The organism is Flavobacterium sp., from assembly GCF_035292545.1.
Lineage (GTDB): Bacteria > Bacteroidota > Bacteroidia > Flavobacteriales > Flavobacteriaceae > Flavobacterium.
In genome coordinates, this window is sequence record NZ_DATDPV010000014.1 from 102,871 (window position 1) to 126,640 (window position 23,770).

General features: G+C 37.1%; 19 protein-coding genes. 13 read left to right on the top strand and 6 right to left on the bottom strand.

Features of this window, described 5'->3' with window-relative positions; translation table 11 throughout:
- Window positions 1-75 precede the first annotated feature (75 nt).
- The 5 genes from VI621_RS02290 to VI621_RS02310 all read left to right on the top strand — a co-directional run bounded on the left by VI621_RS02290 (window position 76) and on the right by VI621_RS02310 (window position 3,918).
- A complete protein-coding gene (locus VI621_RS02290; RefSeq protein WP_324216776.1) occupies window positions 76-1,317 on the top strand; it encodes an NAD(P)/FAD-dependent oxidoreductase in 1,242 nt (413 codons plus the stop codon).
- Window positions 1,317-2,084: an enoyl-CoA hydratase/isomerase family protein gene (locus VI621_RS02295; protein ID WP_324216777.1), complete on the top strand. Its 768-nt coding sequence runs from the start codon at window positions 1,317-1,319 to the stop codon at window positions 2,082-2,084. Before VI621_RS02290 ends, VI621_RS02295 begins: the two co-directional genes overlap by 1 nt.
- Before the next feature lie 156 nt (window positions 2,085-2,240).
- Window positions 2,241-2,693 (top strand): 6-carboxytetrahydropterin synthase, encoded by a 453-nt coding sequence (locus VI621_RS02300; RefSeq protein ID WP_324216778.1) that lies wholly within the window; start codon window positions 2,241-2,243, stop codon window positions 2,691-2,693.
- A 23-nt stretch (window positions 2,694-2,716) separates the two neighbouring features.
- Entirely contained in the window at window positions 2,717-3,484 is a 768-nt protein-coding gene (locus VI621_RS02305; RefSeq protein ID WP_324216779.1) for a UDP-2,3-diacylglucosamine diphosphatase, read from the top strand.
- A 29-nt stretch (window positions 3,485-3,513) separates the two neighbouring features.
- Window positions 3,514-3,918: a DoxX family protein gene (locus VI621_RS02310; RefSeq protein ID WP_324216780.1), complete on the top strand. Its 405-nt coding sequence runs from the start codon at window positions 3,514-3,516 to the stop codon at window positions 3,916-3,918.
- 24 nt (window positions 3,919-3,942) lie between these two features.
- Here VI621_RS02310 and recJ read toward each other — a convergent pair whose 3' ends face one another.
- Window positions 3,943-5,640, bottom strand: coding sequence for a single-stranded-DNA-specific exonuclease RecJ (gene recJ, locus VI621_RS02315; protein ID WP_324216781.1), 1,698 nt, complete (start codon window positions 5,638-5,640; stop codon window positions 3,943-3,945).
- A 153-nt stretch (window positions 5,641-5,793) separates the two neighbouring features.
- Between recJ and ade the strand changes: the two genes are divergently transcribed.
- Complete coding sequence (gene ade, locus VI621_RS02320; RefSeq protein ID WP_324216782.1) at window positions 5,794-7,416, top strand: adenine deaminase; 1,623 nt, start codon at window positions 5,794-5,796, stop codon at window positions 7,414-7,416.
- Between the two features lie 9 nt (window positions 7,417-7,425).
- Here the strand turns inward: ade and rsmI are convergent, their stop codons facing one another.
- A complete protein-coding gene (gene rsmI / locus VI621_RS02325) occupies window positions 7,426-8,127 on the bottom strand; it encodes a 16S rRNA (cytidine(1402)-2'-O)-methyltransferase (protein WP_324216783.1) in 702 nt (233 codons plus the stop codon).
- A 69-nt stretch (window positions 8,128-8,196) separates the two neighbouring features.
- Window positions 8,197-9,192, bottom strand: coding sequence for a hypothetical protein (locus tag VI621_RS02330; RefSeq protein WP_324216784.1), 996 nt, complete (start codon window positions 9,190-9,192; stop codon window positions 8,197-8,199).
- A 102-nt stretch (window positions 9,193-9,294) separates the two neighbouring features.
- Here VI621_RS02330 and VI621_RS02335 point away from each other — a divergent pair, with 102 nt between their 5' ends.
- The 6 genes from VI621_RS02335 to VI621_RS02360 all read left to right on the top strand — a co-directional run bounded on the left by VI621_RS02335 (window position 9,295) and on the right by VI621_RS02360 (window position 16,758).
- Complete coding sequence (locus VI621_RS02335; protein WP_324216785.1) at window positions 9,295-9,924, top strand: thymidine kinase; 630 nt, start codon at window positions 9,295-9,297, stop codon at window positions 9,922-9,924.
- Between the two features lie 3 nt (window positions 9,925-9,927).
- Window positions 9,928-12,372, top strand: coding sequence for a bifunctional UDP-N-acetylmuramoyl-tripeptide:D-alanyl-D-alanine ligase/alanine racemase (locus tag VI621_RS02340; RefSeq protein WP_324216786.1), 2,445 nt, complete (start codon window positions 9,928-9,930; stop codon window positions 12,370-12,372).
- A gap of 94 nt (window positions 12,373-12,466) precedes the next feature.
- Window positions 12,467-12,880: a large conductance mechanosensitive channel protein MscL gene (gene mscL, locus VI621_RS02345; protein ID WP_324216787.1), complete on the top strand. Its 414-nt coding sequence runs from the start codon at window positions 12,467-12,469 to the stop codon at window positions 12,878-12,880.
- Window positions 12,881-13,042: 162 nt separating this feature from the next.
- A complete protein-coding gene (locus tag VI621_RS02350) occupies window positions 13,043-14,032 on the top strand; it encodes an aspartate-semialdehyde dehydrogenase (RefSeq protein WP_324216788.1) in 990 nt (329 codons plus the stop codon).
- Window positions 14,033-14,129: 97 nt separating this feature from the next.
- Window positions 14,130-14,480: a hypothetical protein gene (locus VI621_RS02355; RefSeq protein ID WP_324216789.1), complete on the top strand. Its 351-nt coding sequence runs from the start codon at window positions 14,130-14,132 to the stop codon at window positions 14,478-14,480.
- A 70-nt stretch (window positions 14,481-14,550) separates the two neighbouring features.
- Complete coding sequence (locus VI621_RS02360) at window positions 14,551-16,758, top strand: TonB-dependent receptor (RefSeq protein ID WP_324216790.1); 2,208 nt, start codon at window positions 14,551-14,553, stop codon at window positions 16,756-16,758.
- Between the two features lie 51 nt (window positions 16,759-16,809).
- On the opposite strand, the gene VI621_RS02365 is transcribed toward VI621_RS02360, so the two are convergent.
- From VI621_RS02365 to VI621_RS02375, 3 genes are all read right to left on the bottom strand, one after another.
- On the bottom strand, window positions 16,810-17,625 hold the full coding sequence (locus VI621_RS02365; RefSeq protein ID WP_324216791.1) for an SDR family NAD(P)-dependent oxidoreductase: 816 nt from the start codon (window positions 17,623-17,625) through the stop codon (window positions 16,810-16,812).
- 86 nt (window positions 17,626-17,711) lie between these two features.
- Window positions 17,712-18,449: a monofunctional biosynthetic peptidoglycan transglycosylase gene (mtgA, locus tag VI621_RS02370; RefSeq protein ID WP_414655478.1), complete on the bottom strand. Its 738-nt coding sequence runs from the start codon at window positions 18,447-18,449 to the stop codon at window positions 17,712-17,714.
- A complete protein-coding gene (locus VI621_RS02375) occupies window positions 18,449-19,561 on the bottom strand; it encodes an FAD-dependent oxidoreductase (RefSeq protein ID WP_324216793.1) in 1,113 nt (370 codons plus the stop codon). The genes mtgA and VI621_RS02375 overlap by 1 nt, the downstream gene beginning before the upstream one ends.
- Window positions 19,562-19,783: 222 nt before the next feature.
- Between VI621_RS02375 and VI621_RS02380 the strand changes: the two genes are divergently transcribed.
- Window positions 19,784-23,701, top strand: coding sequence for a GEVED domain-containing protein (locus tag VI621_RS02380; RefSeq protein WP_324216794.1), 3,918 nt, complete (start codon window positions 19,784-19,786; stop codon window positions 23,699-23,701).
- The last annotated feature ends 69 nt before the right edge of the window (window positions 23,702-23,770 follow it).

Below are 23,770 nucleotides of genomic sequence, written 5' to 3' on the forward strand. Positions count from 1 at the left end.
GTAAACGACTGAAAAACAGATTTTAAATTACAAGAGCAATAAATTATACCTTTGTAAATAAAAGAAAATCAAATTATGCTGCAAGAATATGTGGATGTATTAGTAATTGGAGCAGGTCCTTCGGGATGTGTGTCTTCGTCCTATTTGCACAATAATGGTGTAAAGGTAAAAGTGGTTGAAAAAACAAAATTCCCACGATTGGTCGTTGGCGAAAGCCTTATTCCTCGTGTGATGGATCACTTTGCAGAAGCCGGTTTGTTTCCCGCACTCGATGCCATGAATTTCGAAAAAAAGTTAGGCGCCCGTTTTATTCGTGGCGAAGAAATTTGTGTTTTTGATTTCAGTAAAAAGTTCGGAGAAGGCTGGGATTGGACCTGGCAGGTGCCGAGAGCCGATTTCGACAATACTTTAGCACAGGAAGTAATCCGAAAAGGAATTGATTTAGAATTTGAAAGCGAAGTGATTTCGGTAGCTTTCGAAGGAAAAAACTCTACCACTGTTGTTAAAGACAAAGACGGAAATCTTAAAGAAATTCATGCCAAATTCATCATTGATTCCAGTGGTTATGGCCGTGTGCTTCCTCGATTATTAGACTTAGACACGCCATCCAAATTAGATCCGCATTCTTCTATTTTTACCCATGTAAAAGACATTAACAGGCCTGAAGGCGAAGAAGGAACTTTGATTTCTTTTGATATTTTGGAAACCGAAGTTTGGTTGTGGGTAATTCCTTTCTCCAATGGCAATACGAGTCTTGGAGTGGTTGGCCCGACTACATTTATCAATTCTCTTTCAGAAAATAAAGAGAATGCAGAAGCGTTGAAAAATGCCATTCAATTATCTGATTTTTACATCAAACGTTTTGGAGGTGTCGAATTCTTATTCGAGCCTGTGAAATTAGAAAACTATTCGCGTTCAGTGAAACAAATGTATGGTGATGGTTTTGCCTTAACTGGAAACAGTTCGGAGTTTTTAGATCCTGTTTTTTCCTCAGGAGTTGCTTTTGCTACCGAATCCGGGATGTTGGCTGCCAAATTAATTCACAGAGAATTGAATGGCGAAACGGTAAACTGGGAAACAGAATTCTCAGAATACATGAAAAGCGGCATCAATGTTTTTACGACTTATGTAAAAGAATGGTATACCGGAAATCTTCAAACCTTGTTTTTTCATCAGCCCGAAAATCCGGATGCCAAAAGAAAAATATGTGCGGTTTTAGCAGGTTATGTTTGGAATCAGGACAACCCTTTTGTAAAAAAACATGACAATGTAATTAAGAATATGGCGCATATGATTAATCTTGAAAAAGGACAATAATGACTACTGACAGACCCAACGGAACTTTATATACCAAAATCGAAAGCAAAATCGCAACGTTGGAATTCGGCCATCCGGCAAGCAATTCCTTTCCGAGCGAACTATTGCAACGCCTCACGGATGAACTAAATGCATTAAGCAACAATCCCGAAGTGACCATTATTCTTTTAAAAAGTGAAGGCGAAGGCGCATTTTGTGCCGGTGCTTCTTTTGATGAATTGCTCGCAGTTTCTAATTTGGAACAAGGCGCAAAATTCTTTTCCGGTTTTGCCAATGTAATTAATGCGATGCGAAAATGCTCCAAACTGATTGTTGGCCGTATTCACGGGAAAGCAGTTGGAGGCGGTGTCGGATTAGCTTCAGCCTGCGATTATGCGATGGCAACTGTAGACAGCGCGATAAAATTATCGGAATTAGCCATTGGAATAGGTCCTTTTGTGATTGAACCCGCCGTTTCCAGAAAAATAGGAAAAGCTGCTTTAGCTGAAATGACGCTGGCCGCACATGAATGGCAAAATGCCTATTGGGCAAAAGAAAAAGGATTGTATGCCAAAGTTTTTGACAATGTAAAAGATTTAGATAATGAATTGGATCTTTTCTGTTCCAAATTGGCAAGCTATAACCCGGAAGCTTTATCTGAAATGAAAAAAGTATTGTGGGAAGGCACCGAAAAATGGGACACTTTATTGCCAGAAAGAGCGGCTATTTCCGGAAGACTGGTGTTGTCTGATTTTACGGTAAAAGCATTGACGCAATTCAAGAAATAATATCATTTGAAGCTATTTCCTGCAATCGCTATATCTTTTCTACTTTGTTTAAACAGATAAAGATATAGTTTCTGGCAAGACTAGAGCATTCTTACTATAATACAACTTCCCTTCTCAAGAATATATTCACTAAATTTGCCGTTCAAACGCAAAGCAATGAGTAAAATCAGAATCACCAAACAGTTTAGTTTCGAAACCGGACATGCCCTTTATGGCTATGACGGAAAGTGCAAAAATGTTCACGGACACAGTTACAAACTTTCGGTTACGGTCATCGGAACGCCTATTACGGACTCTTCCAACGTAAAATTCGGAATGGTGATTGACTTTACTGACTTAAAAAAAATTGTAAAAGAAGAAATCGTAGATCAATTTGACCACGCTACTGTTTTTAACAAAAATACGCCTCATTTAGAATTGGCTAATGAACTGAAAAGTCGCGGACACGATGTGATTCTGGTAAACTATCAACCCACCAGCGAAAATATGGTGATTGATTTTGCCGAAAGAATTAAAAACCGTTTACCAATTTCAATTGAATTACATTCCCTAAAACTTCAGGAAACCGACACTTCTTTTGCAGAATGGTACGCCAGTGATAATCTGTAATTCAAAATTCCTAAATTAGCCTCATGCAATTATCCGAAAATAAAAAAGTCTATTTTGCTTCCGACCAACATCTTGGAGCTCCAACCCCAGAATTAAGTTTCCCGCGGGAACAAAAATTCGTGGCTTGGCTTGATGAGGTGAAAGTTGATGCTGCAGCTATTTTTTTATTAGGTGATCTGTTCGATTTTTGGTTCGAATACCAAACGGTAGTACCCAAAGGTTTTGTCAGAGTACTTGGAAAACTGGCAGAAATCCGTGACAGCGGGATTCCCATTTATTTTTTCGTAGGTAATCATGATTTATGGATGAGCGACTATTTCGAAAAAGAACTAAACATTTCTGTTTATCACACTAATAAAGAATTCGTTTTCAATAATGCTAAATTTCTGATTGGTCACGGCGATGGCTTAGGTCCCGGCGACAAAGGGTATAAAAGAATGAAAAAAGTATTTAAAAACCCATTCTCAAAATGGCTTTTTAGATGGTTACATCCTGATATTGGCGTAAAAATGGCACATTATCTTTCGGTAAAAAACAAACTGATTTCAGGTGATGAAGATGTGAAATTTCTGGGAGAAGAAAACGAATGGCTGGTGCTTTATGCCAAACGGAAATTAGAAACCCAACATTATGATTTCTTCGTTTTCGGGCATCGCCATTTACCCTTGGAAATTCAGGTCGGCGAGAATTCCAAATACATTAATTTAGGCGACTGGATTGGTTATTTTACTTATGGCGTTTTTGATGGTAAAACTTTTGAATTGAAAAAATACGAAAACAAAACAGATTAGTCAAAAGGCCATCATTTAAAAAACACAATATGACATTTAACCTTTCTCCACAAAAATCTTTACAAATTTTCCGTATCATCTTTCCCTTATTTCTTATGATCCATGGATTGTTCCGCTTAATTTCAGGCGGTGTTGAGGGATTTGGAATCTTTTTGGAAAGCAATCATTTTGTGGCAGGGTCTGTAATCGCATGGTCGCTTACGATTATAGAAATTGTGGGATCAATACTAATCATCTTGGGCTATTTTGCAAAATGGCTCTGCTTGCTGTTTATTTGCGAAATAATTATGGGTATATTGTTAGTCCATGCTGTAAACGGATGGTTTGTTGTTGGTGGAGGTTCCGGAGGTGTCGAATACAGTCTATTACTCGTTTTAGGGTATTTCTTAATCGCTCTTTCAAATCCAAAACCATTACTTAAATTCGGCGGTTAGAAACAAAATCAAATCCAAAATCGGCTAATCTTCTGCTTGAATATCTTTCAATCGCAATTGAATCGTAACTTTCCCATTCCACTCATTTTCATCGATGCAATAAACTAACTGAAACGGTTGCTGATTTGTGGTCAAATCTATTTTAGCTCCCAATCCGAATCCGATAGCGGCTATACCTTCGGAATTATTTTGTTTTACAAAAAGTTTTAAATGCTCATCATCAGCGCCTAATTTCTTAGCGTATCCTGTGTCTTTTATATTTTTAGAAAGAAAAATGGGTGTCATATTTTGAGGTCCAAAAGGTTCAAATTGTTTTAGAATTCGTATGAATTTTGGAGAAATATCAGCAAAATCTATTTCGGCATCAACAGAAATTTCCGGTGTCAGCATATCGGGATGGATGGTTTCTTCGACCACTTTTTCAAAAGCTTCTTTAAATATGGAATAGTTTTCTTCTTTCAAAGTCATTCCGGCAGCATACATGTGTCCGCCAAATTGTTCCAAATGTTCCGAACAGGCTTCCAAAGCATTGTACACATCAAAACCTTTTACCGAACGTGCCGAAGCCGCCAGTTTATCGCCGCTTTTGGTAAAAACCAAAGTCGGACGGTAATACGTTTCTATCAATCGGGAAGCAACGATTCCAATTACACCTTTATGCCAGTCTTCCTGAAAAACCACCGTCGAAAATCGTTTTTGCTCCAAATTGTTTTCAATCTGTAACAATCCTTCTTTGGTAATTTGCTTATCTAACTCTTTACGGTCCGAATTGTATTTCTCGATTTCAGAGGCAAATTGCTGTGCCTGCTCAAAATTAAATTCCGATAATAATTCGACCGCATGATTCCCATGTTTGATACGTCCGGCTGCATTAATTCTCGGCGCAATGATAAAAACGACATCGGTAATATCCAAGGTTTTCTTTTTTATCTGATTTATCAACGCTTTGATTCCAGGTCGCGGATCGGAATTGATAACCTCCAACCCGAAATGCGCCAAAACCCGATTTTCTCCTGTCATCGGAACAATATCGGCAGCAATAGCCGTGGCGACCAAATCCAGATAGGGCATTAAATCTTCAATGGTTTCCTCGCGATTTTCACCTAAAGCCTGAATGAGTTTAAAACCAATCCCGCAACCGCACAATTCATCATACGGATAATCGCAATCGGTTCTTTTTGGATCCAAAATAGCAACCGCATCCGGTAAAAATTGGCCTGGCCGGTGGTGGTCACAAATGATAAAATCTATGTTTCGTTCTTTTGCATACCCTACATGATCTATGGATTTTATACCACAATCCAACGCAATAATCAGCGAAATTCCGTTGTCTTCGGCAAAATCAATTCCTTTGAAAGAAATACCGTATCCTTCATCATAACGATCCGGAATATACGTGGCTATATTTGGATAATACGTTTTTAAATATGAAGAAACCAACGAAACTGCCGTTGTTCCATCGACATCATAATCGCCAAAAACGAGAATGTTTTCCTGATTGGCAATCGCCAGTTCAATCCTGGCAACGGCTTTATCCATATCCTTCATCAAATACGGATTGTGCAAATGATCTAAAGATGGACGGAAAAAGTTTTTGGCATCCTCAAAAGTTTCAATGCCGCGTTGTACCAAAAGCGTTGCCACAAATTCTTCGACATTCAAAGCCTGAGCAAGCTGTTTCACTTTCTGGGATTCCGGTTTTGGTTTGAGATTCCAACGCATCTGTTTTCTTTTAAGGTGGCTTATACTTGAAAACCAAATTTACTATAAATTTCAAATAGAACAACAATTTCTTTTTTATCAGGAATAAATCATTTTATCAATTATGATAAAAAATGAGTTACTTTTGCCCCTCACTAATAATTTTTGAAGTCAATGCAAATTCAGGGACAAATTGTAGATATAGAAAACAAACGCATTTATTCTGGAGAAATCACTGTCGACAACGAAAAAATCGTTTCGATAACAGCGAAAGAGCATCAGAATAAAAACTATATCCTTCCCGGATTTATTGATGCTCATATTCACATCGAAAGTTCCATGCTTGTTCCTTCCGAATTTGCCAAGATTGCCGTACTTCACGGAACTGTCGCCACCATTTCTGACCCGCATGAAATTGCCAATGTTTTGGGTAAAGAAGGCGTTTATTATATGATTGAAAACAGTAAAAAAGTGCCTTTTAAATTTCATTTTGGAGCTCCTTCCTGTGTTCCTGCGACTTCTTTTGAAACTGCCGGAGCGATTATAGATTCCGATGATGTTAAAGAATTACTGGCTTTACCCGATATTTATTATTTGTCAGAAATGATGAATTATCCCGGTGTTTTATTTGATGATGAAGAAGTTTTAAAGAAAATTCAATGGGCGAAACATTTCAACAAACCCGTTGATGGACATGCGCCCGGATTACGTGGTGAACCCATCAAAAAATATATTTCAGCAGGAATAACGACCGATCACGAATGTTTTACTTTTGATGAAGCACAGGAAAAATTATCTCTTGGGATGAAAGTGATTATCCGTGAAGGAAGTGCCGCTAAAAATTTCAATACGTTAATTCCGTTACTTTCGGAAAATTACGAAAACATGATGTTTTGCACCGACGACAAGCATCCCGATGATTTGATTGTCAGTCATATCAATGCCCTTTGTGTACGTGCCGTTGCCGAAGGTATTGATGTTTTTAAAGTGCTTCAGGCCGCTTGCGTCAATCCGGTGAAACATTACAATATGAACGTGGGTTTACTGAAAGAAAACGATGCTGCCGATTTTATTGTTGTCGAAGATTTGATTAATTTTAAAGTAAAACAAACGTTCATCAATGGTGAATTGGTGGCTGAAGACGGGAAATCATTTGTAAAACACGTTGATTTTGAAACCCCTAATAATTTCAACATTACCGCAAAAGAAGTAAGTGATTTTGAAGTTTCAGGTTCTGCGTCAACAATCAGGGTAATTGAAGCGCTGGAAGGACAATTGATTACCAATGAAATTCATCATGCTTCCCTTATTAAAAAAGGAAAATTCGTTTCGGATACAGAAAACGACATTTTGAAAATGGCTGTGGTTAACCGATATCAAAACACAAAACCCGCCATCGCTTTTATCAAAAACTTTGGATTGAAAAAAGGGGCTATTGCGAGTTCTGTAGCGCACGATTGTCATAATATAGTTGTCGTAGGCACTTCGGACGAAGAAATTTGTAAAGCGGTAAATCTTATTATAGCAAATAAAGGCGGAATTTGCGCCGTGAGTGGTTCCGAAAAAAAGGCAATCGCTTTACCCGTTGCCGGAATAATGAGTCATAAAAACGGTTGGGAAATTGGTGCTTTGTATGAAGAAATAGACGCTATGGCTAAAGAATTTGGCAGTACTTTAAAAGCGCCATTCATGACGCTTTCTTTTATGGCACTTTTGGTAATCCCTGATTTGAAATTATCAGACAAAGGATTGTTTAGCGGGAATACTTTTTCGTTCGTGAATTTGGAAATCCAGTAAATAAAAAAATTATTCTGTTTCCTTCTTATTTTGCTTTTCTGCAATTTTTCCGCCGAGAACGACAACTATTTCGCCTTTTGGCGGTTTGTTTTCGAAATGGGTTAACACTTCCCGAACTGTACCGCGAACGTTTTCTTCGTGTAATTTCGACAACTCTCTGGAAACGCAAATGGGACGGTCTGCACCAAAATAAGTAATAAATTCGGCTAACGTTTTTACTAATTTATGTGGTGAAACGTATAAAATCATGGTTCTGGTTTCTTCGGCTAAAGCCAAATATCGGGTTTGTTTTCCTTTTTTATCAGGCAAAAATCCTTCGAAAACAAATTTATCATTGGGCAAACCGCTATTCACTAAAGCCGGAACAAAAGCGGTGGCTCCCGGCAAACATTCCACCTCAATTTTATTTTCCACACAAGCACGGGTCAGCAAAAATCCGGGATCGGAAATCGCAGGCGTTCCCGCATCGGAAATTAAGGCAATATTTTCCCCCGATTTTAATCTCGAAATAATATTCTCTATCGTTTTGTGCTCATTGTGCATGTGATGGCTGTGCATGTGCGTGCCAATCTCAAAATGTTTCAAGAGTTTTCCGCTGGTACGGGTATCTTCAGCCAAAATCAAATCGACTTCTTTGAGGATTCGAATGGCTCTGAAGGTCATGTCTTCGAGGTTGCCAATGGGCGTGGGAACGATATATAGTTTAGACATAAATTTAAAAGTTAAACATGAATTTCATTAATTGAATTCGTGTTTATTAAAAGATGGTATTTTATATGTTTAAGCGAATTTTTTCTCTACAATTTCCATAAAACGCTGTGCATAATCGTCTTTTCCTTCCCAGTTATTATAATCCGGTTTCACCATATCTTCTATGAAATTCTGTGCTTCCTCAAAGGTGTCAAATGTACTCAATTGCGAAACCACGCGGTTTAAATCTTCGCTGCTTCCTCCAAATAATTGCTTTTCGAATGCAATTTTATCATTCAGACCAAAAGTGATGATTTTGTTAGCATTGTCATTTGTTGAGATGGATTTTGACTCAAATTTAGTTTCTTCTTTATCTAAAACAACTTCTTCCGGTTTAATTTCTTCAGGAGTTTCTACTTCAGCAAAAACTTCTGCTTCTGCCTGAGGTACAATTTCTTTTTCTTCTGTTTTTTCTATTTTTTGAACACGTTCAAATATCGGTTCAGAGTGTGAGCCACCTAACAAATCTTCAAAAGAAATTTGTTTCATTTCGTTTTTCGTTTCTGGCACTTCTAAAACAGCTTCTTCTTTAAACAATTCGAAATGAGGTTCGAAATCGGCTTTTTCCTCAATTGCAGCAATTGGTTCTTCCGCAATGGTTTCAGGAACTTCTTCAACTATAGTTTCCTCAACAGTCTCTTCTTCTTTCTCAGGTGCCGTTTCGATAATTTCTTCGGCTACTGCTTCCTCTATTATTTCAGGAGTGGTTTCAATGGTTTCTTCCTCGATTTTTTCTTCTACAATTACTTCCGGAGCAGCTTCAATATTACTTTCAACAGCATATTCTGGTATTCCTCCAACAACTTTGTCATCATCGCTAAATGCCGTTTCTAACTTTTCCTCTATTTCAGCATGACCAATGGTTGGTTTTACATCAGAAAAATTTTCTTCAACAAATTTCAGAACAGACAATTTCTCATACAGTTTTTGCGTTTCCTGATGTAATTGAATGAGTTCTGATTTGTTTTTAAGCTTTAAAATTCTGTGTGCGATGCTGATTAAATCGGCTTCCAACTTTTTTTTCATAACTTTTAGAATTATAGTGAATAAGACGTGTCTTTTTTAATAAATTTGTTTTCGTTACAAAGTAATAAAAACTATTCATTTTTACGAGCAGAAAAATACAAAATGTTTCTCGAAAATACTGTAAATCATAAAGAACAATTTGGGTGGATCGAAGTCATTTGCGGCTCGATGTTCTCCGGCAAAACCGAAGAGCTCATCCGAAGATTGAAAAGAGCGCAATTTGCCAAGCAAAAAGTCGAAATCTTCAAACCCGCTATCGATACCCGCTACCATGACGAAATGGTGGTGTCGCACGATGCCAATGAAATTCGTTCCACGCCAGTTCCTGCCGCAGCAAATATTGCGATTCTGGCTCAAGGCTGCGATGTAGTGGGAATTGATGAAGCCCAGTTTTTTGACGATGAAATTGTTAGGGTTTGTAACGACCTCGCCAATCAGGGAATTCGGGTAATCATCGCCGGATTAGACATGGATTTCAAAGGCAACCCTTTTGGTCCAATGCCTGCTTTGATGGCTACTGCCGAATACGTAACCAAAGTACACGCCGTTTGCACCCGCACCGGAAATTTAGCACATTATAGTTTCAGAAAAGCCGATAGCGACAAACTGGTGATGCTTGGCGAAACCGAAGAATACGAGCCTTTGAGCCGCGCCGCTTACTTTTATGCCATGAAGGAAAATCAGGAAAAAGAAGAAGTAGAGAAATCTAAAAACAAAAAAAGCAAAGAGTAACTTTTGAGCTTAAACATACAAAATATCGTCCCGATCCTTCATGCCAAATGGTTTGGGAATTCAGATGCAATGACGATTGATCATATTTCGATTGACAGCCGTTCGATGCAAAATGGCCTTACTACACTTTTTTTCGCTTTGGTCGGACCCAACAATGATGCCCATATTTATATTGAGGAGTTAATCCAGAAAGGGGTTCGGAATTTTGTTGTGACCCATATTCCAAAAAAAGTGGAAGGCAAAGCCAATTTTATTCTGGTCGAAAATACCTTGGACGCTTTACAGAAATTTGCCGCATATTACCGTAATCTCTTTCATTTTCCAGTAATTGGAATAACCGGAAGCAACGGAAAAACGATCGTTAAAGAATGGCTGAATTTTCTGTTAAGTCCCGATTACCATATTATCAGAAGTCCGAAAAGTTATAATTCGCAGGTTGGAGTTCCGTTATCGGTAATTTCCATCAATGAAAAACACAATTTAGGGATTTTCGAAGCCGGGATTTCGACCGTAAATGAAATGGAAAAGTTAGAGAAAATCATCAAACCAACCCTTGGCGTTTTAACCAATGTTGGTTCGGCTCATGATGAAGGTTTCGCTGATTTTGATGAAAAAATAAAAGCAAAATTGAAACTTTTCATCGATGTAAAAGTGCTCATTTACAATAAAAATAAAAAGGTTGATCCTTTTATCAATCCCAACATAAAGACTTTTAGCTGGAGTTTTACAGATAAAAGTGCCGATGTATTTATCACCAAAAAATCAAATGCTGATAAAACGGCTTTACAAATTCGATATCAGAGTAATGATTTCGAGATTGAAATTCCATTTCAGGACGAAGCTTCCACGGAAAATGCCATTAGCTGTTTGATGGTTTTATTGCATTTTGACTATGATAAAAAAACCATTCAGGAACGCATGGCGCAATTATATCCGGTGGAAATGCGTTTGAAAGTCAAAAACGGCATTCATAATTCGACCTTAATTGACGACAGTTACAGTTCGGATTTTCAGTCTTTGAAAATTGCTTTGGATTTTCTGGAGAGTCAAAAACAGCACAAAAAGAAAACGCTGATCCTTTCGGATATTTTTCAAAGTGGTTGGTCTAATGAGGAATTGTATACGAAAGTTTCCCAATTGGTTCTTTCCAATAAAATCAATAGAATTATTGGAATTGGAGAAACCATTTCTGCATTCAAAGACAAATTTTCAAACTGCATCACTTTCAAGAATACGGAAGCATTTATCGCCGGTTTCGACAGTTTATCTTTCGGGAACGAAACTATTTTGATTAAAGGCGCTCGGACTTTTGAGTTTGAAAAAATCGTTGTATTGTTAGAAGAAAAAACGCATGAAACTGTTTTGGAAATTAACCTCAACGCGATTAGTCATAATCTGAATTTCTATAAATCGAAACTAAAACCCAATACCAAATTGATGGTTATGGTAAAAGCTTTTGGATATGGAAGCGGCGGTTTTGAAATTGCCAAACTGCTTTCGCATCATAAAGTCGATTATTTAGGCGTGGCTTTTGCCGATGAAGGAATTTCATTGAAAAATGCCGGAATCGATTTGCCTATTATGGTTCTGAATCCTGAAAACACGAGCTTTTCAGCGATTATTCAACATCATTTGGAACCTGAAATATATAGTTTGAAAGGATTGAAAGCCTTCCTGAAAATTGCTGAACAAAAACAATTACAACACTATCCTATTCATATAAAACTCGATACTGGAATGCATCGTTTGGGTTTTGAAGCCAATACTATTGAAGAATTAATTGCTGCTTTAAAAGAAAACCAAACTGTTGAGGTAAAAAGTATTTTATCGCATATGGCCACGAGCGACGATTTGGAACACACTGATTTTGCACATGCACAAATCGATTTATTTGAAAAATTATCTTCAAAATTGATAGATGAATTGCACATCAACCCGATTCGTCATATTCTGAATACTTCGGGAATCAGCAATTTTCCTCAAGCACAATACGACATGGTTCGTTTAGGCATTGGTTTGTATGGGGTTTCCAATGATCCAGAAGAACAAAAATATTTAGAAAATGTAGGCACTTTAAAATCGATCATTTCACAAATAAGAACCATTCAAACTGGGGAAAGCGTGGGTTATGGAAGACGTTTTTCAGCTACAAAAGAAACCAAAATCGCGACCATTCCCATTGGCTATGCCGACGGAATTTCAAGACATTGGGGCAATGGCATAGGTTACGTGATGATTCAAAATCAGGAAGCAACCATTGTTGGCAGCATTTGCATGGATATGTTAATGGTGGACATTACCGGAATTAACTGTAAAGAAGGTGATGAAGTGATTATTTTTGGCAAAAACCCAAGCGTTTCTTTTATTGCCGATAAATTACAGACCATTCCTTATGAAATACTTACCAGTATTTCCCAACGAGTAAAACGCGTGTTTTACAGAGAATAAAGTTTAAAGCTTCAATATTATGTTAAAATATAAATTAATTTTCATTAATTTAGTACTACAAAACAAATCGTTTTTAACTCAAAACAAATACATTATGGGATTTTTTACAGATTTTAAAGCCTCTTTAATGAAAGGTGACGTAATAAGTTTGGCAACCGCCGTGGTAATTGGTGCTGCATTCGGTAAAATTGTTGGCTCCGCTGTTGATGATGTGATTATGCCTATCATTGGCTTGCTAACAGGCGGAATCGATTTTACTAAAAAATTCATCACACTTGATGGAAACAGTTACGAAACCCTGGCAAAAGCCAAAGAAGCTGGTGCCGCAGTAATTACTTATGGTAATTTAGTGCAGGCCGTTATTAACTTCGTAATTATTGCTTTCTTTATTTTTGTGGTATTAAGAGCTGTCGAAAAAATGAGAAAAAAAGAAGAAGTTGTTCCTGTACCTGCCGGACCAACGCAAGAACAATTGCTGACTGAAATTAGAGATTTATTAAAGAAATAATACCGCTGCATTATATATTCTAACCAAACCGTTCCTTAATTGGGGCGGTTTTTCTTTTATGAAAAAGAGTAACCTGATTTTAAAACTTTATGATTATTTTAATTTTGTTATTGATTACTTTTGTCTTGCAAAAATAAAGTTCAAAAACTAAACTCATATATTATGAAAATTGCTGTTGTTGGTGCGACCGGAATGGTTGGCGAAGTAATGCTTCAAGTTTTGGCGGAGAGAAATTTCCCGGTAACCGAATTAATTCCTGTGGCATCCGAGAAATCTGTTGGAAAACAAATTGAATTCAAAGGAAAAAAATATACTGTTGTCGGAATGCAAACCGCAGTTGATATGAAAGCAGACATTGCTTTATTTTCGGCCGGAGGTGAAACTTCACTGGAATGGGCACCAAAATTCGCAGCAGCAGGAACCACAGTTATTGACAACTCATCGGCCTGGAGAATGGATCCGACTAAGAAATTAGTTGTTCCGGAAATCAATGCTTCGCAATTGACAAAAGAAGACAAAATCATAGCAAATCCTAACTGTTCGACCATTCAGATGGTTTTGACTTTAGCGCCTTTGCATAAAAAATACAACATCAAAAGGGTTATTGTTTCTACCTACCAATCTATCACAGGAACCGGAGTAAAAGCGGTGCAACAATTAGAAAATGAATACGCCGGCATCAAAGCCGAAATGGCCTATAAATACCCAATTCACCGAAATGCCATTCCACAATGCGACAGTTTTGAAGAAAACGGGTACACCAAAGAAGAGATGAAACTGGTTCGCGAAACTCAGAAAATATTAAGCGACAACACGATTGCCGTTACCGCAACTGCCGTTCGCGTGCCTATTGTTGGCGGACATAGCGAAGCGGTAAATGTGGAATTTAAAAATGATTTCGATGTAAATGACGTGAGAAATATTTTGTATCATACTCCAGGAATTGTGGTTCAGGATAATACAGACACTTATACTTATCCGATGCCTATGTATGCGCAAGGAAAAGACGACGTTTTTGTAGGCAGAATCCGCAGGGACGAAAGCCAGCCCAATACTTTGAACATGTGGATTGTTGCTGATAATTTAAGAAAAGGCGCTGCTACTAATACCATCCAAATTGCGGAGTATTTAGTGGCTAACAACCTAGTTTAAACCTAAAATTAAAATCCGAAAACCGTTTGCTTTAACAAATCTTAATTTTTGTTAAGAACAAACGGTTTTCTTATTTGCTTTCCTATATTTGCGAGGAATGAAAAAGAAACTGGTCATAGTCAATCTTTCTTTAATGATGGCGGTATTGTTCTCAATACTGTTTCAATCATTCCATTCCTATGAGCACTTAGCAAAACAGTTTGCTGAAAAACAGTGCCATCACAAATACAATGCTGACCAAACAGAATTTACGCATCATCATACCGATTTTGATCATTGTTTTGTTTGCGAATTTACTTTAAGCAATTTCATTTCTCCTGACAGTTTTACTTTTAAATTACAAACGGAACAACAGGAAATCCCTTATTTTTTCCATACAACCGAAGCATCTGAATACTTTTCAGGAAGCTCTTATTCGCTGCGTGGCCCACCTAGTTTTATTATTTAAATGTATCTCTTATTACTTCTAAAATTATTTTGGAGGCAATAATTCGTTTTTAATAATAAACAAAGTTTCAATGAAAAAATTTATAACAGCCCTTTTTATAGGGTTCTCTGCATTGCTTAATGCGCAAAACAGCATTTCCGGAACGATTACCGATCACAACAACCAACCGATAAAAGGAGTTGAAATTTCAGCTCCCGAAATTCATTCCGAAACCACTTCTGATGAAAACGGAAAATATAATCTAACCAATCTTCCAAGCGGGAACAACAAGATTGTTTTTTCTTTAACAGGTTATAAAACGATAAACAAAGTCATCCTAATTGAACAAAAAGAAACCATTTTAGATGCCACTTTAGAAGAAGAAATGGTCCACATGGATGAAGTCATCGTTTCTACCGCTTTCCACAAATTGCAATCCCAAAATGTAATGAAAGTAGAACACGAAAGCATCAAGTCGATGCAACATAAAGGTTCAGCAACATTGATTGAAGGATTGGCAACCATACCCGGCGTTTCACAAATTTCTACAGGAACATCCATCGGGAAACCGGTCATTCGGGGTTTGAGCGGAAACCGTGTTTTGGTCTATTCTCAAGGTGTTCGATTGGAAAATCAGCAATTTGGCGAGGAACACGGATTGGGATTGAACGATGCCGGTGTCGAGAGTGTTGAAGTGATTAAAGGTCCTGCTTCGTTGCTTTATGGCTCGGATGCTTTGGGTGGTGTTTTGTATTTTAATCCTGAAAAATTTGCTAAAACCAATACGTTTCAAGGTGATTTCAGTCAAAAATTGTTCTCGAACACTTTAGGAAGCAATTCGTCTTTAGGCTTAAAAAAATCCACCGAAAATTGGAAATATTTAATCAGAGGGAGTTACAACACCCATTCTGATTACAAGATTCCAGATGGAAATCGCGTGACGAATACCCGATATAACGAAACCGATTTTAAAACCGGAATTCAATATGGCACTTCAAAATTTTCGAGTGTGCTGCGCTATAATTTCAATAAACTGGATTTAGGGATTCCTGAAAATGGCGTTGCCCAACAATCGACAAGCAAGAACCCGGAATTTCCAAAACAAGGTGTTTTTAGTCATATTGTAAGTCTGCACAATCATTTTTATTTCAAAAATTCTTCTTTGGATGCTGATTTTGGATATATCGCCAATGACCGAAGCGAATTTGAGGACAGCGATGTCGCCGTTTTGCACATGAAACTCAAAACGCTCAATTATGATTTGAAATACCATTTGCCAAAATGGGGTAAACTTGAAACTATTGTTGGTGTTCAGGGCATGCATCAAACCAATAAAAATTCAGGAGAGGAATTTTTGATTCCTGATGCGACAACCGATGATTTTGGTATTTTTGGAACAGTAAATTATGAGTGGAAATCGAATGTCATTCAGGCTGGATTGCGTTTTGACAACCGAAATATTGCAAGCGAACAAAACGGAATTCCTAGCGAGGAAGGTTATTTTGAAGCCATCGACAAAACGTTCAATAGTTTTAATGCTTCTTTGGGATACAAAACCAATTTGGACGACCGTTTGACTTTACGTCTGAATGTAGCTTCCGGATTTAGAGCTCCGAATCTGGCTGAATTAACATCGAATGGTGTTCATGAAGGAAGTAACCGTTATGAAATCGGGAATTCCAATTTAAAAAATGAACAGAATATACAAACTGATTTGAATTTGGAATACAAAAGTGATCATTTTGAATTTTTTGCCAATGGATTTTACAATCACATCAACAACTATATTTTTATTTCGCCAACCGGAGCAACTATAGACGAAAACGAGGTTTACCAATATGTTCAGGACGATGCCAAATTATATGGTGGAGAAGCGGGTTTGCATTTTCATCCGCATCCTTTAGATTGGTTGCATTTTGAAAGCAGTCTTGAAACCGTGATTGGAGAAAAGCAAAACGGAAATTATTTACCATTGATCCCGGCAAACAAATGGAAAAACAGCATTCGGACTCAATTTGATATCAAAAAATGGCTGACAGACGGATTTGCAACTATCAACATTGAAAGCACTTTTAATCAAGATAACGTGAGTGGTTTTGAAACCAAAACGAATGATTATACGCTGATTAATCTTGGATTTGGCGGAAAAATGAAATTAGGAAAAATGGCTTTTGATATGAATTTGAATGCCAATAATTTATTTGATAAAAGTTATATTTCGCATTTATCCCGTTTGAAAACGGATGGCATTCCTAATATAGGAAGAAATATAATATTGGGAGTGAATTTTAATATTTAGATAAATTTTCAAACCCGAAAGTGTAAATTTAAAAAACTATCGGGTTTGTTTTTACTTCAATACAAACCGTCTGATCAGGCTGTTAAACAATTGATATCCTAAAACAGACCTAAGAATCCGCATCAGGTTTGCATCAAAACCTATAGTGTATCTCTTGAAATTCTTAGCAGGATTTTGGGCTATTTCTAATAATTTTTGAGTGATAAGCGGTTTTAAATTCTTATTTTTCTTCGTTTTTCCATAAAGAAGATTTGTTATCTTATCCATTAAATTATTATACGATTCCGTTGCATATCGTTCCGGATTTGTAGCTTTTCCCTGAAAACTTGTTGGGGCATTCCCGAATTGAACCGTACACACTTTAATATTAAAATCAAGTAATTCGTACGCCATACATTCGGAAAAACTTTCCACGGCTTGCTTTGTCGAATGATAAAAACTCCCTAAAGGCAAGTTTACCAAACCAGCAATGGAGGAAATATTAATAAAATGACCTTTGCCCTGATCTCTAAAAACAGGTATAAAGGCTCGGCAGACTTTTACAACACCCAACCAATTAATATCGACAATACAATTGATTTTTGAATCATCTGACAATTCAACAAAGCTTCTATAACCAATACCTGCATTGTTTATGACAACATCAATGGTTTTATGATCTGCTAATATTTTTGCTTTGGCCGATTCAATACTTTCCGAAGAAGTTACATCTAACAAATAACAGCTTATATTCGGTATTCCGTGAATCGCTTTTCCTTGGTCAAGACAAATCATTGTTGCTATGACATTCCATCCATTTTTAGCAAAATGCAAGGCTGTTTCTTTTCCTATACCACTGGAAGTTCCTGTGATGAGTACATTTTTCAAAATAGAATTATTTTTTTTTTGCGAATATAGCTATTTGCTATGTATATCGGAATTCTTTTGTTTTTTCATTCCTTATTGTAGAATAACTAATACTCCAATTTTCCAATGTATCGCATCACACGAACAATTTTATTCTTTCTTTTATTAATATAGGAAGAAGAATTAGATGCTTTAAATTTCCTTGGATTAGGTAAAATAGCAGCAATACCAGCCGCTTCATGAGCAGAAAGATTCGATGCATCTTTACTGAACCAATGCCTTGCAGCTGCTTGGGCGCCATAGACGCCATTCCCCATTTCGATGCTGTTCAAATAGACTTCCATGATGCGTTCTTTACCCCAAATAAATTCAATTAAAACGGTAAAATAGGCTTCTAATCCTTTACGCAAATAACTTCTGCCCTGCCACAAGAAAACATTTTTGGCTGTTTGTTGTGATATTGTGCTTCCGCCTTTCAGTTTTCGGCCTTTCTCATTGCTTTTCATTGCTTTTTGCATGGCGACAAAATCAAATCCATTATGTTTCAAAAAATAGCCATCCTCACTGGCAATAACTGCTTTTTGTAAATTCGGAGAAATGTTTTTCAAAGGTTCCCAATCGTGACTGAAAATAACTTCTTTACCATCCATTTTATTTTCTACGAAACGTATCGCCATCAATGGCGTAAAAGGAACCGGGACAAATTTGAAAAGCACCACAAAGAATATTGAAATAGCAAAAAACCAAAGCATGGCCTTGAATAAAAAACGAAATATTTTGCCCATAAAACTGGTGGTTTCTTTTTTGTTAGATTGTTTTGTTTTAACTGTTTTCCTTGTTGCCATTATACTAAATCTGCTAATTCCTGACCTATTAAACTTCCTATTGCCACTCCCATTCCGCCCAATCGAACACCACAGTACACATTTTCGGAAAGTTGTGACACAATTGGATTTTTACTCGAACCCAATCCCATAATGCCGCTCCAGCGATGGGCGATGGTAAATTCCTGATTTGGTAAAATTACTTCTTTTAATAATTGTTCTAATTGATTTTGTATGATTTCTGTCTGACCAAATTCGGTTGTTGTTTCTCCTTCGAAATCCAAATTCCGTCCACCTCCTAACAATACCCTATCGCCAATATTTCTAAAATAATAATAACCCTTGTCTAAATGAAAAGTCCCTTTGATGTCTAAATTTGAAATAGGCTCTGTAATTAAAACCTGTGCCCGAGCGGGTTTCACCTGACCTGAAGTTAATTGACCGGCAAATCCATTGGTCGCGAATAAAAGTTTTTTGGTGTTAAAACTAAAATCACCCAAAGCAACTTCCACTCCATTTTGTTTTTCATGATATGAAGTTACATTTTGCTGATTCAAAATTAAAATGTCATTTGAAACTGCTTGTTTCAACAATGCCTGCATCATGTTTCCGGTGTCTATCTGCGCTTCAAAAGGATTGAAAATCAAGTATTCCTGAATTCCATGAAACCCAAAGCGGTCAATTTCTTTAGCAAAAACATCCGCTTTAAAGAGTGGTTTTAGGATTTCGTTGATGAAAGGCAGTTTTTGCAAACATTCATTATAAGTGTTCTCCTCTTTTTGCAAAAATAATTCATAACCTCCATAAGGTTTGAAATCTATCGTTACGTCACCCAATCGTTTTCGTAACAATTGAAGTCCTTGCCAGCGTTTTTGTATTAATTGGATTACTTCTTCTTCGGAATGTGATTTTAAATCATCGATGATTTCGGAAAGGCTTCCAAAACAGGCAAAACCAGCATTTTTGGTACTGGCACCTTGCGGCAGCATTCCTTTTTCTAATACTAATATCTTACTGTTTGGAAACCGTTCCCGTAAACGTAAGGCCGCATGCAACCCAACAATTCCGCTTCCGACAATTGTAAAATCTATATCTGTAAACCAATTTTTTAATTCCCAATAACTTAAATGCATGGTTTTTTATTTTCAAAAGTAAATAAATAACGGTTAGGTTAAAAATAAAAACTTCAATAGATTAAATGTAAGTTAATTATTAAAATAGTATAAAATTATTTGTTTTTTTGTGAATCAAATAATAATTGTTTTAATAAAAAAGGAAAAACAGTTGCTAATTGTCAATTTTAACAAAATTTTATTATATTTGTTTCCGAAAAAAACCAACCAAACCAAAAAATTATGAAGAATAAATTACTTTCGATTGCCTTATTTGCAGTCACCAGCTTCTCTTTTGCCCAAGGCGGAGGATTCTGGAAAACTACCGTTAAAAAAAACAGTTCTACTGTTTCTGCAAACAAAACACAACTTTCCAGTCCAAAATTATATGAATTAGACATCAATGGACTAAAATCTGCCTTGGTAAATTCTCCGAAGAAAAATGCCACCTCAAGACGATCAAGTGTTATTGTTTCTTTTCCAAATGCTGAAGGCGTGATGGAAAATTATAATGTTTTCGAATTGTCTAATATGGACCCTGCTTTGGCTGCAAGATATCCTGAAATTAAATCTTATGTAGGCCAAGGAGTTGAAAACGCTGCATCTTCCATATACTTTAGTGTTTCCCCTCTTGGTTTACAAACAATGGTTCTTAGTGCTGATAAATCTGCGGTTTTTATTGAACCTTATACAACAGATTTGGCTACTTATGCTGTTTATAAAAAATCTGACAAAACAGCTTCTTTCAGTAACTTTGAGTGTACTGTTATTGATAACGTTGCTCCAAAAATTAGCAACACACAACTATTAAGACCAAATGCTGATGATGCATTACTTAGAACTTTTCGTTTAGCATTATCTGTCACCGGAGAGTACACAACCTACTTCGGCGGTACAAAAGCATTAGCATTGGCAGCAATGAATAATTCGATGACTCGTGTAAACGGAGTTTTTGAAAAAGATTTTTCTGCAAGAATGGTGTTAATTGCTAACAATGATTTACTAATTTACACAAGTGGCTCAACAGATCCTTATTCTGCTGCAGCTTCAATGTCTAATTGGAATTCTGAACTACAAGCGAATTTAACTGCAACTATTGGCGAATCAAACTATGACGTAGGACACTTATTTGGTGCTAGCGGAGGCGGTGGAAACGCAGGTTGTATCGGTTGTGTTTGTACAAATGGCAGTAAAGGAAGTGGATATACTTCTCCTGGAGATGGTAATCCTTCCGGAGATAATTTCGATATTGATTATGTAGCCCACGAATTGGGACATCAATTTGGCGGAAACCATACATTTACAACAGGTAACGAAGGAACTGGGGTTCACATGGAGCCAGGTTCAGGATCTACAATTATGGGTTATGCTGGTATTACAGCAGCAGATGTTCAACCACATTCAGATGCTTATTTTCATGCCGTAACTATTCAACAAGTTACAAATAACATCAAAACAAAAACTTGTCCTGTAAGTACTGCAACAGGAAACGCAATTCCAACTGCAAGTGCCGGATTAGATTATACCATTCCAAAAAGCACTCCTTTTATGTTAACTGGTGCAGGAACGGATGCTAATGGCGATGTTTTAACTTATAACTGGGAACAATTTGATTCTCAAACTACTACTGCCGCGCCAAGTGCAACTAAAACTACCGGAGTAAATTTCAGATCTTATATTGCTACAACTTCACCAACAAGATATTTTCCAAAAATGTCTTCTGTTCTTACTGGCGCCACCACGACTGCAGGTGCAGAAGTTACTGTAGAGGCATTATCTTCTGTTGCAAGAACACTAAATTTCAGATTAACAGTTCGCGATAACCGAGTTGGTGGTTCAGGAAACAATAGTGACGATAAGATTATAACTGTTAATGCTACAGCGGGACCATTTACTGTAAGCGCTCCAAATACAGCCGTATCTTATGTTGGCGGAACTTCACAAACTATTACTTGGGCTGTTGCAGGTACAACTGCAAATGGTGTAAACTGCGCAAATGTGGATATCCTATTATCTACAGATGGTGGATTAACTTTTCCAACAACATTATTAGCTGCGACTCCAAATGACGGAACGCAAGCGGTAACTATTCCAAATACAGCAGGAACTACAAACAGAATCATGGTAAAAGGAACCAATCATATATTCTTTGATCTATCCAATACTAACTTTACAATTACATCAGGTTCTTCTGATACAGTTGCTCCATCGGCGCCTACTGCTTTGGCAGCTTCAGGAACAACGCAAACCACTACCAATTTATCTTGGACAGCTTCTACAGATAATGTTGCCGTAACTGGTTATGACGTATATCAGGGGGCTACTTTGAAAGCCACGGTAACAGGGACAACTTATGCAGTAACAGGATTAACGGCTTCAACGGCTTATACTTTCTCAGTAAAAGCAAAAGATGCTGCAGGAAATATTTCTGCTTCAAGCAATATAGTAAATGTTACTACTCTAGCGCCAGTTTCTGACACTACTGCTCCGTCAGCTCCAACAACATTGGCTGCTTCTGGAACTACAGCTACAACAACTAATTTATCATGGACAGCTTCTACTGACAATGTTGCAGTTACGGGTTACGATGTTTATCAAGGTGCGACTTTAAAAGCTACGGTAACTACAACTTCTTATACAGTAACTGGATTAACGGCTTCAACGGCTTATACTTTCTCTGTTAAAGCAAAAGATGCTGCAGGAAATATTTCGGTCTCAAGTAATACCGCTAACGTAACTACATTGGCTTCAACTGCCGTTTATTGTACTTCTCAAGGTAATAGTGTAGCTGATGAATTAATCGGAAGAGTTCAAATTGGAACTATCAACAATGCATCTACTGGAGGTACTGGTTATACTGATTTCACTTCAGTTTCAACCAACCTTACTAAAGGAGCTGCATCAACAATTACAGTAACTCCAACATGGACAGGTTCTGCTTATGCTGAAGCATATGCGGTTTGGATTGATTACAACAACGATAAAGATTTTGCCGATGCAGGTGAATTAGTATGGAGTAATGCCGCTGTTTCAACTACTCCGGTTTCAGGTACGTTTACTGTTCCTGCAACTGCAACAACTGGAGCTACAAGAATGAGAGTATCTATGAGATACAATGCAATTCCTGCTTCATGTGGAGCGTTTGACTATGGTCAGGTGGAAGATTATACCGTAAATTTAGTAACAGGTACTGCTGACACAACTGCCCCTTCGGCCCCAACAACATTGGCAGCTTCAGGAACTACACAGACAACAACAAACTTATCTTGGACTGCTTCTACAGATAATGTAGGTGTAACAGGATATGATGTATACCAAGGAGCCACTTTGAAAGCAACCGTTACTACTACTTCTTACGCTGTAACTGGTTTAACTGCCGCAACAGCGTATACTTTCTCTGTGAAAGCGAAAGATGCTGCCGGAAATATTTCAGCTGCAAGTAACACAGTTAATGTAACTACACTGTCTTCATCAATCACGTATTGTACTTCTCAAGGAAACAGTACAGCTGATGAAAAAATTGGAAAAGTGGTTTTAGGAACTATCAACAATACTTCTACAGGTTCTGCCGGATATGAAAATTTTACTTCTTTATCTACTAATGCAGTTCGTGGAACTTCAAATACTATCACAATCACTCCTTCTTGGACAGGTTCAGTTTATAGCGAAGGCTATGCAGTTTGGATTGATTATAATAAAGATGGCGACTTTGTAGATGCCGGAGAACAAGTTTGGACCAAAGCCACTTCTACTACAACTCCAGTTAGCGGAACATTTACTATTCCTGCTACTGCAACTTTAGGGGCAACAAGAATGAGAGTTTCTATGAAATACAACGGAACTCCGACGGCATGTGAAGCATTCTCTTATGGACAAGTAGAAGATTACACCGTAAACATTACTTCTTCTGCTAAAGAAATTGCAACAACTGTAAATGCTGCTAACATCAAATTGTATCCTAATCCGACGTCTTCTGTATTGAATGTGTCTTCAGTATCTGAAAATGCTACATTCAAAGTATACAATTTGTTAGGCCAAACAATGATGAGCGGTAAATTATCAAATGGTTCTATTGATGTTTCTAACATCAATTCAGGAAACTATATTTTAGAAATTACCGATAATGAAACATCAGTAACAAAACGTTTTATTAAACAATAATTTTAAAATTAATACTAAAAAGCTATCTCAATTGAGGTAGCTTTTTTTTTGGAATAAAATCATTACTTT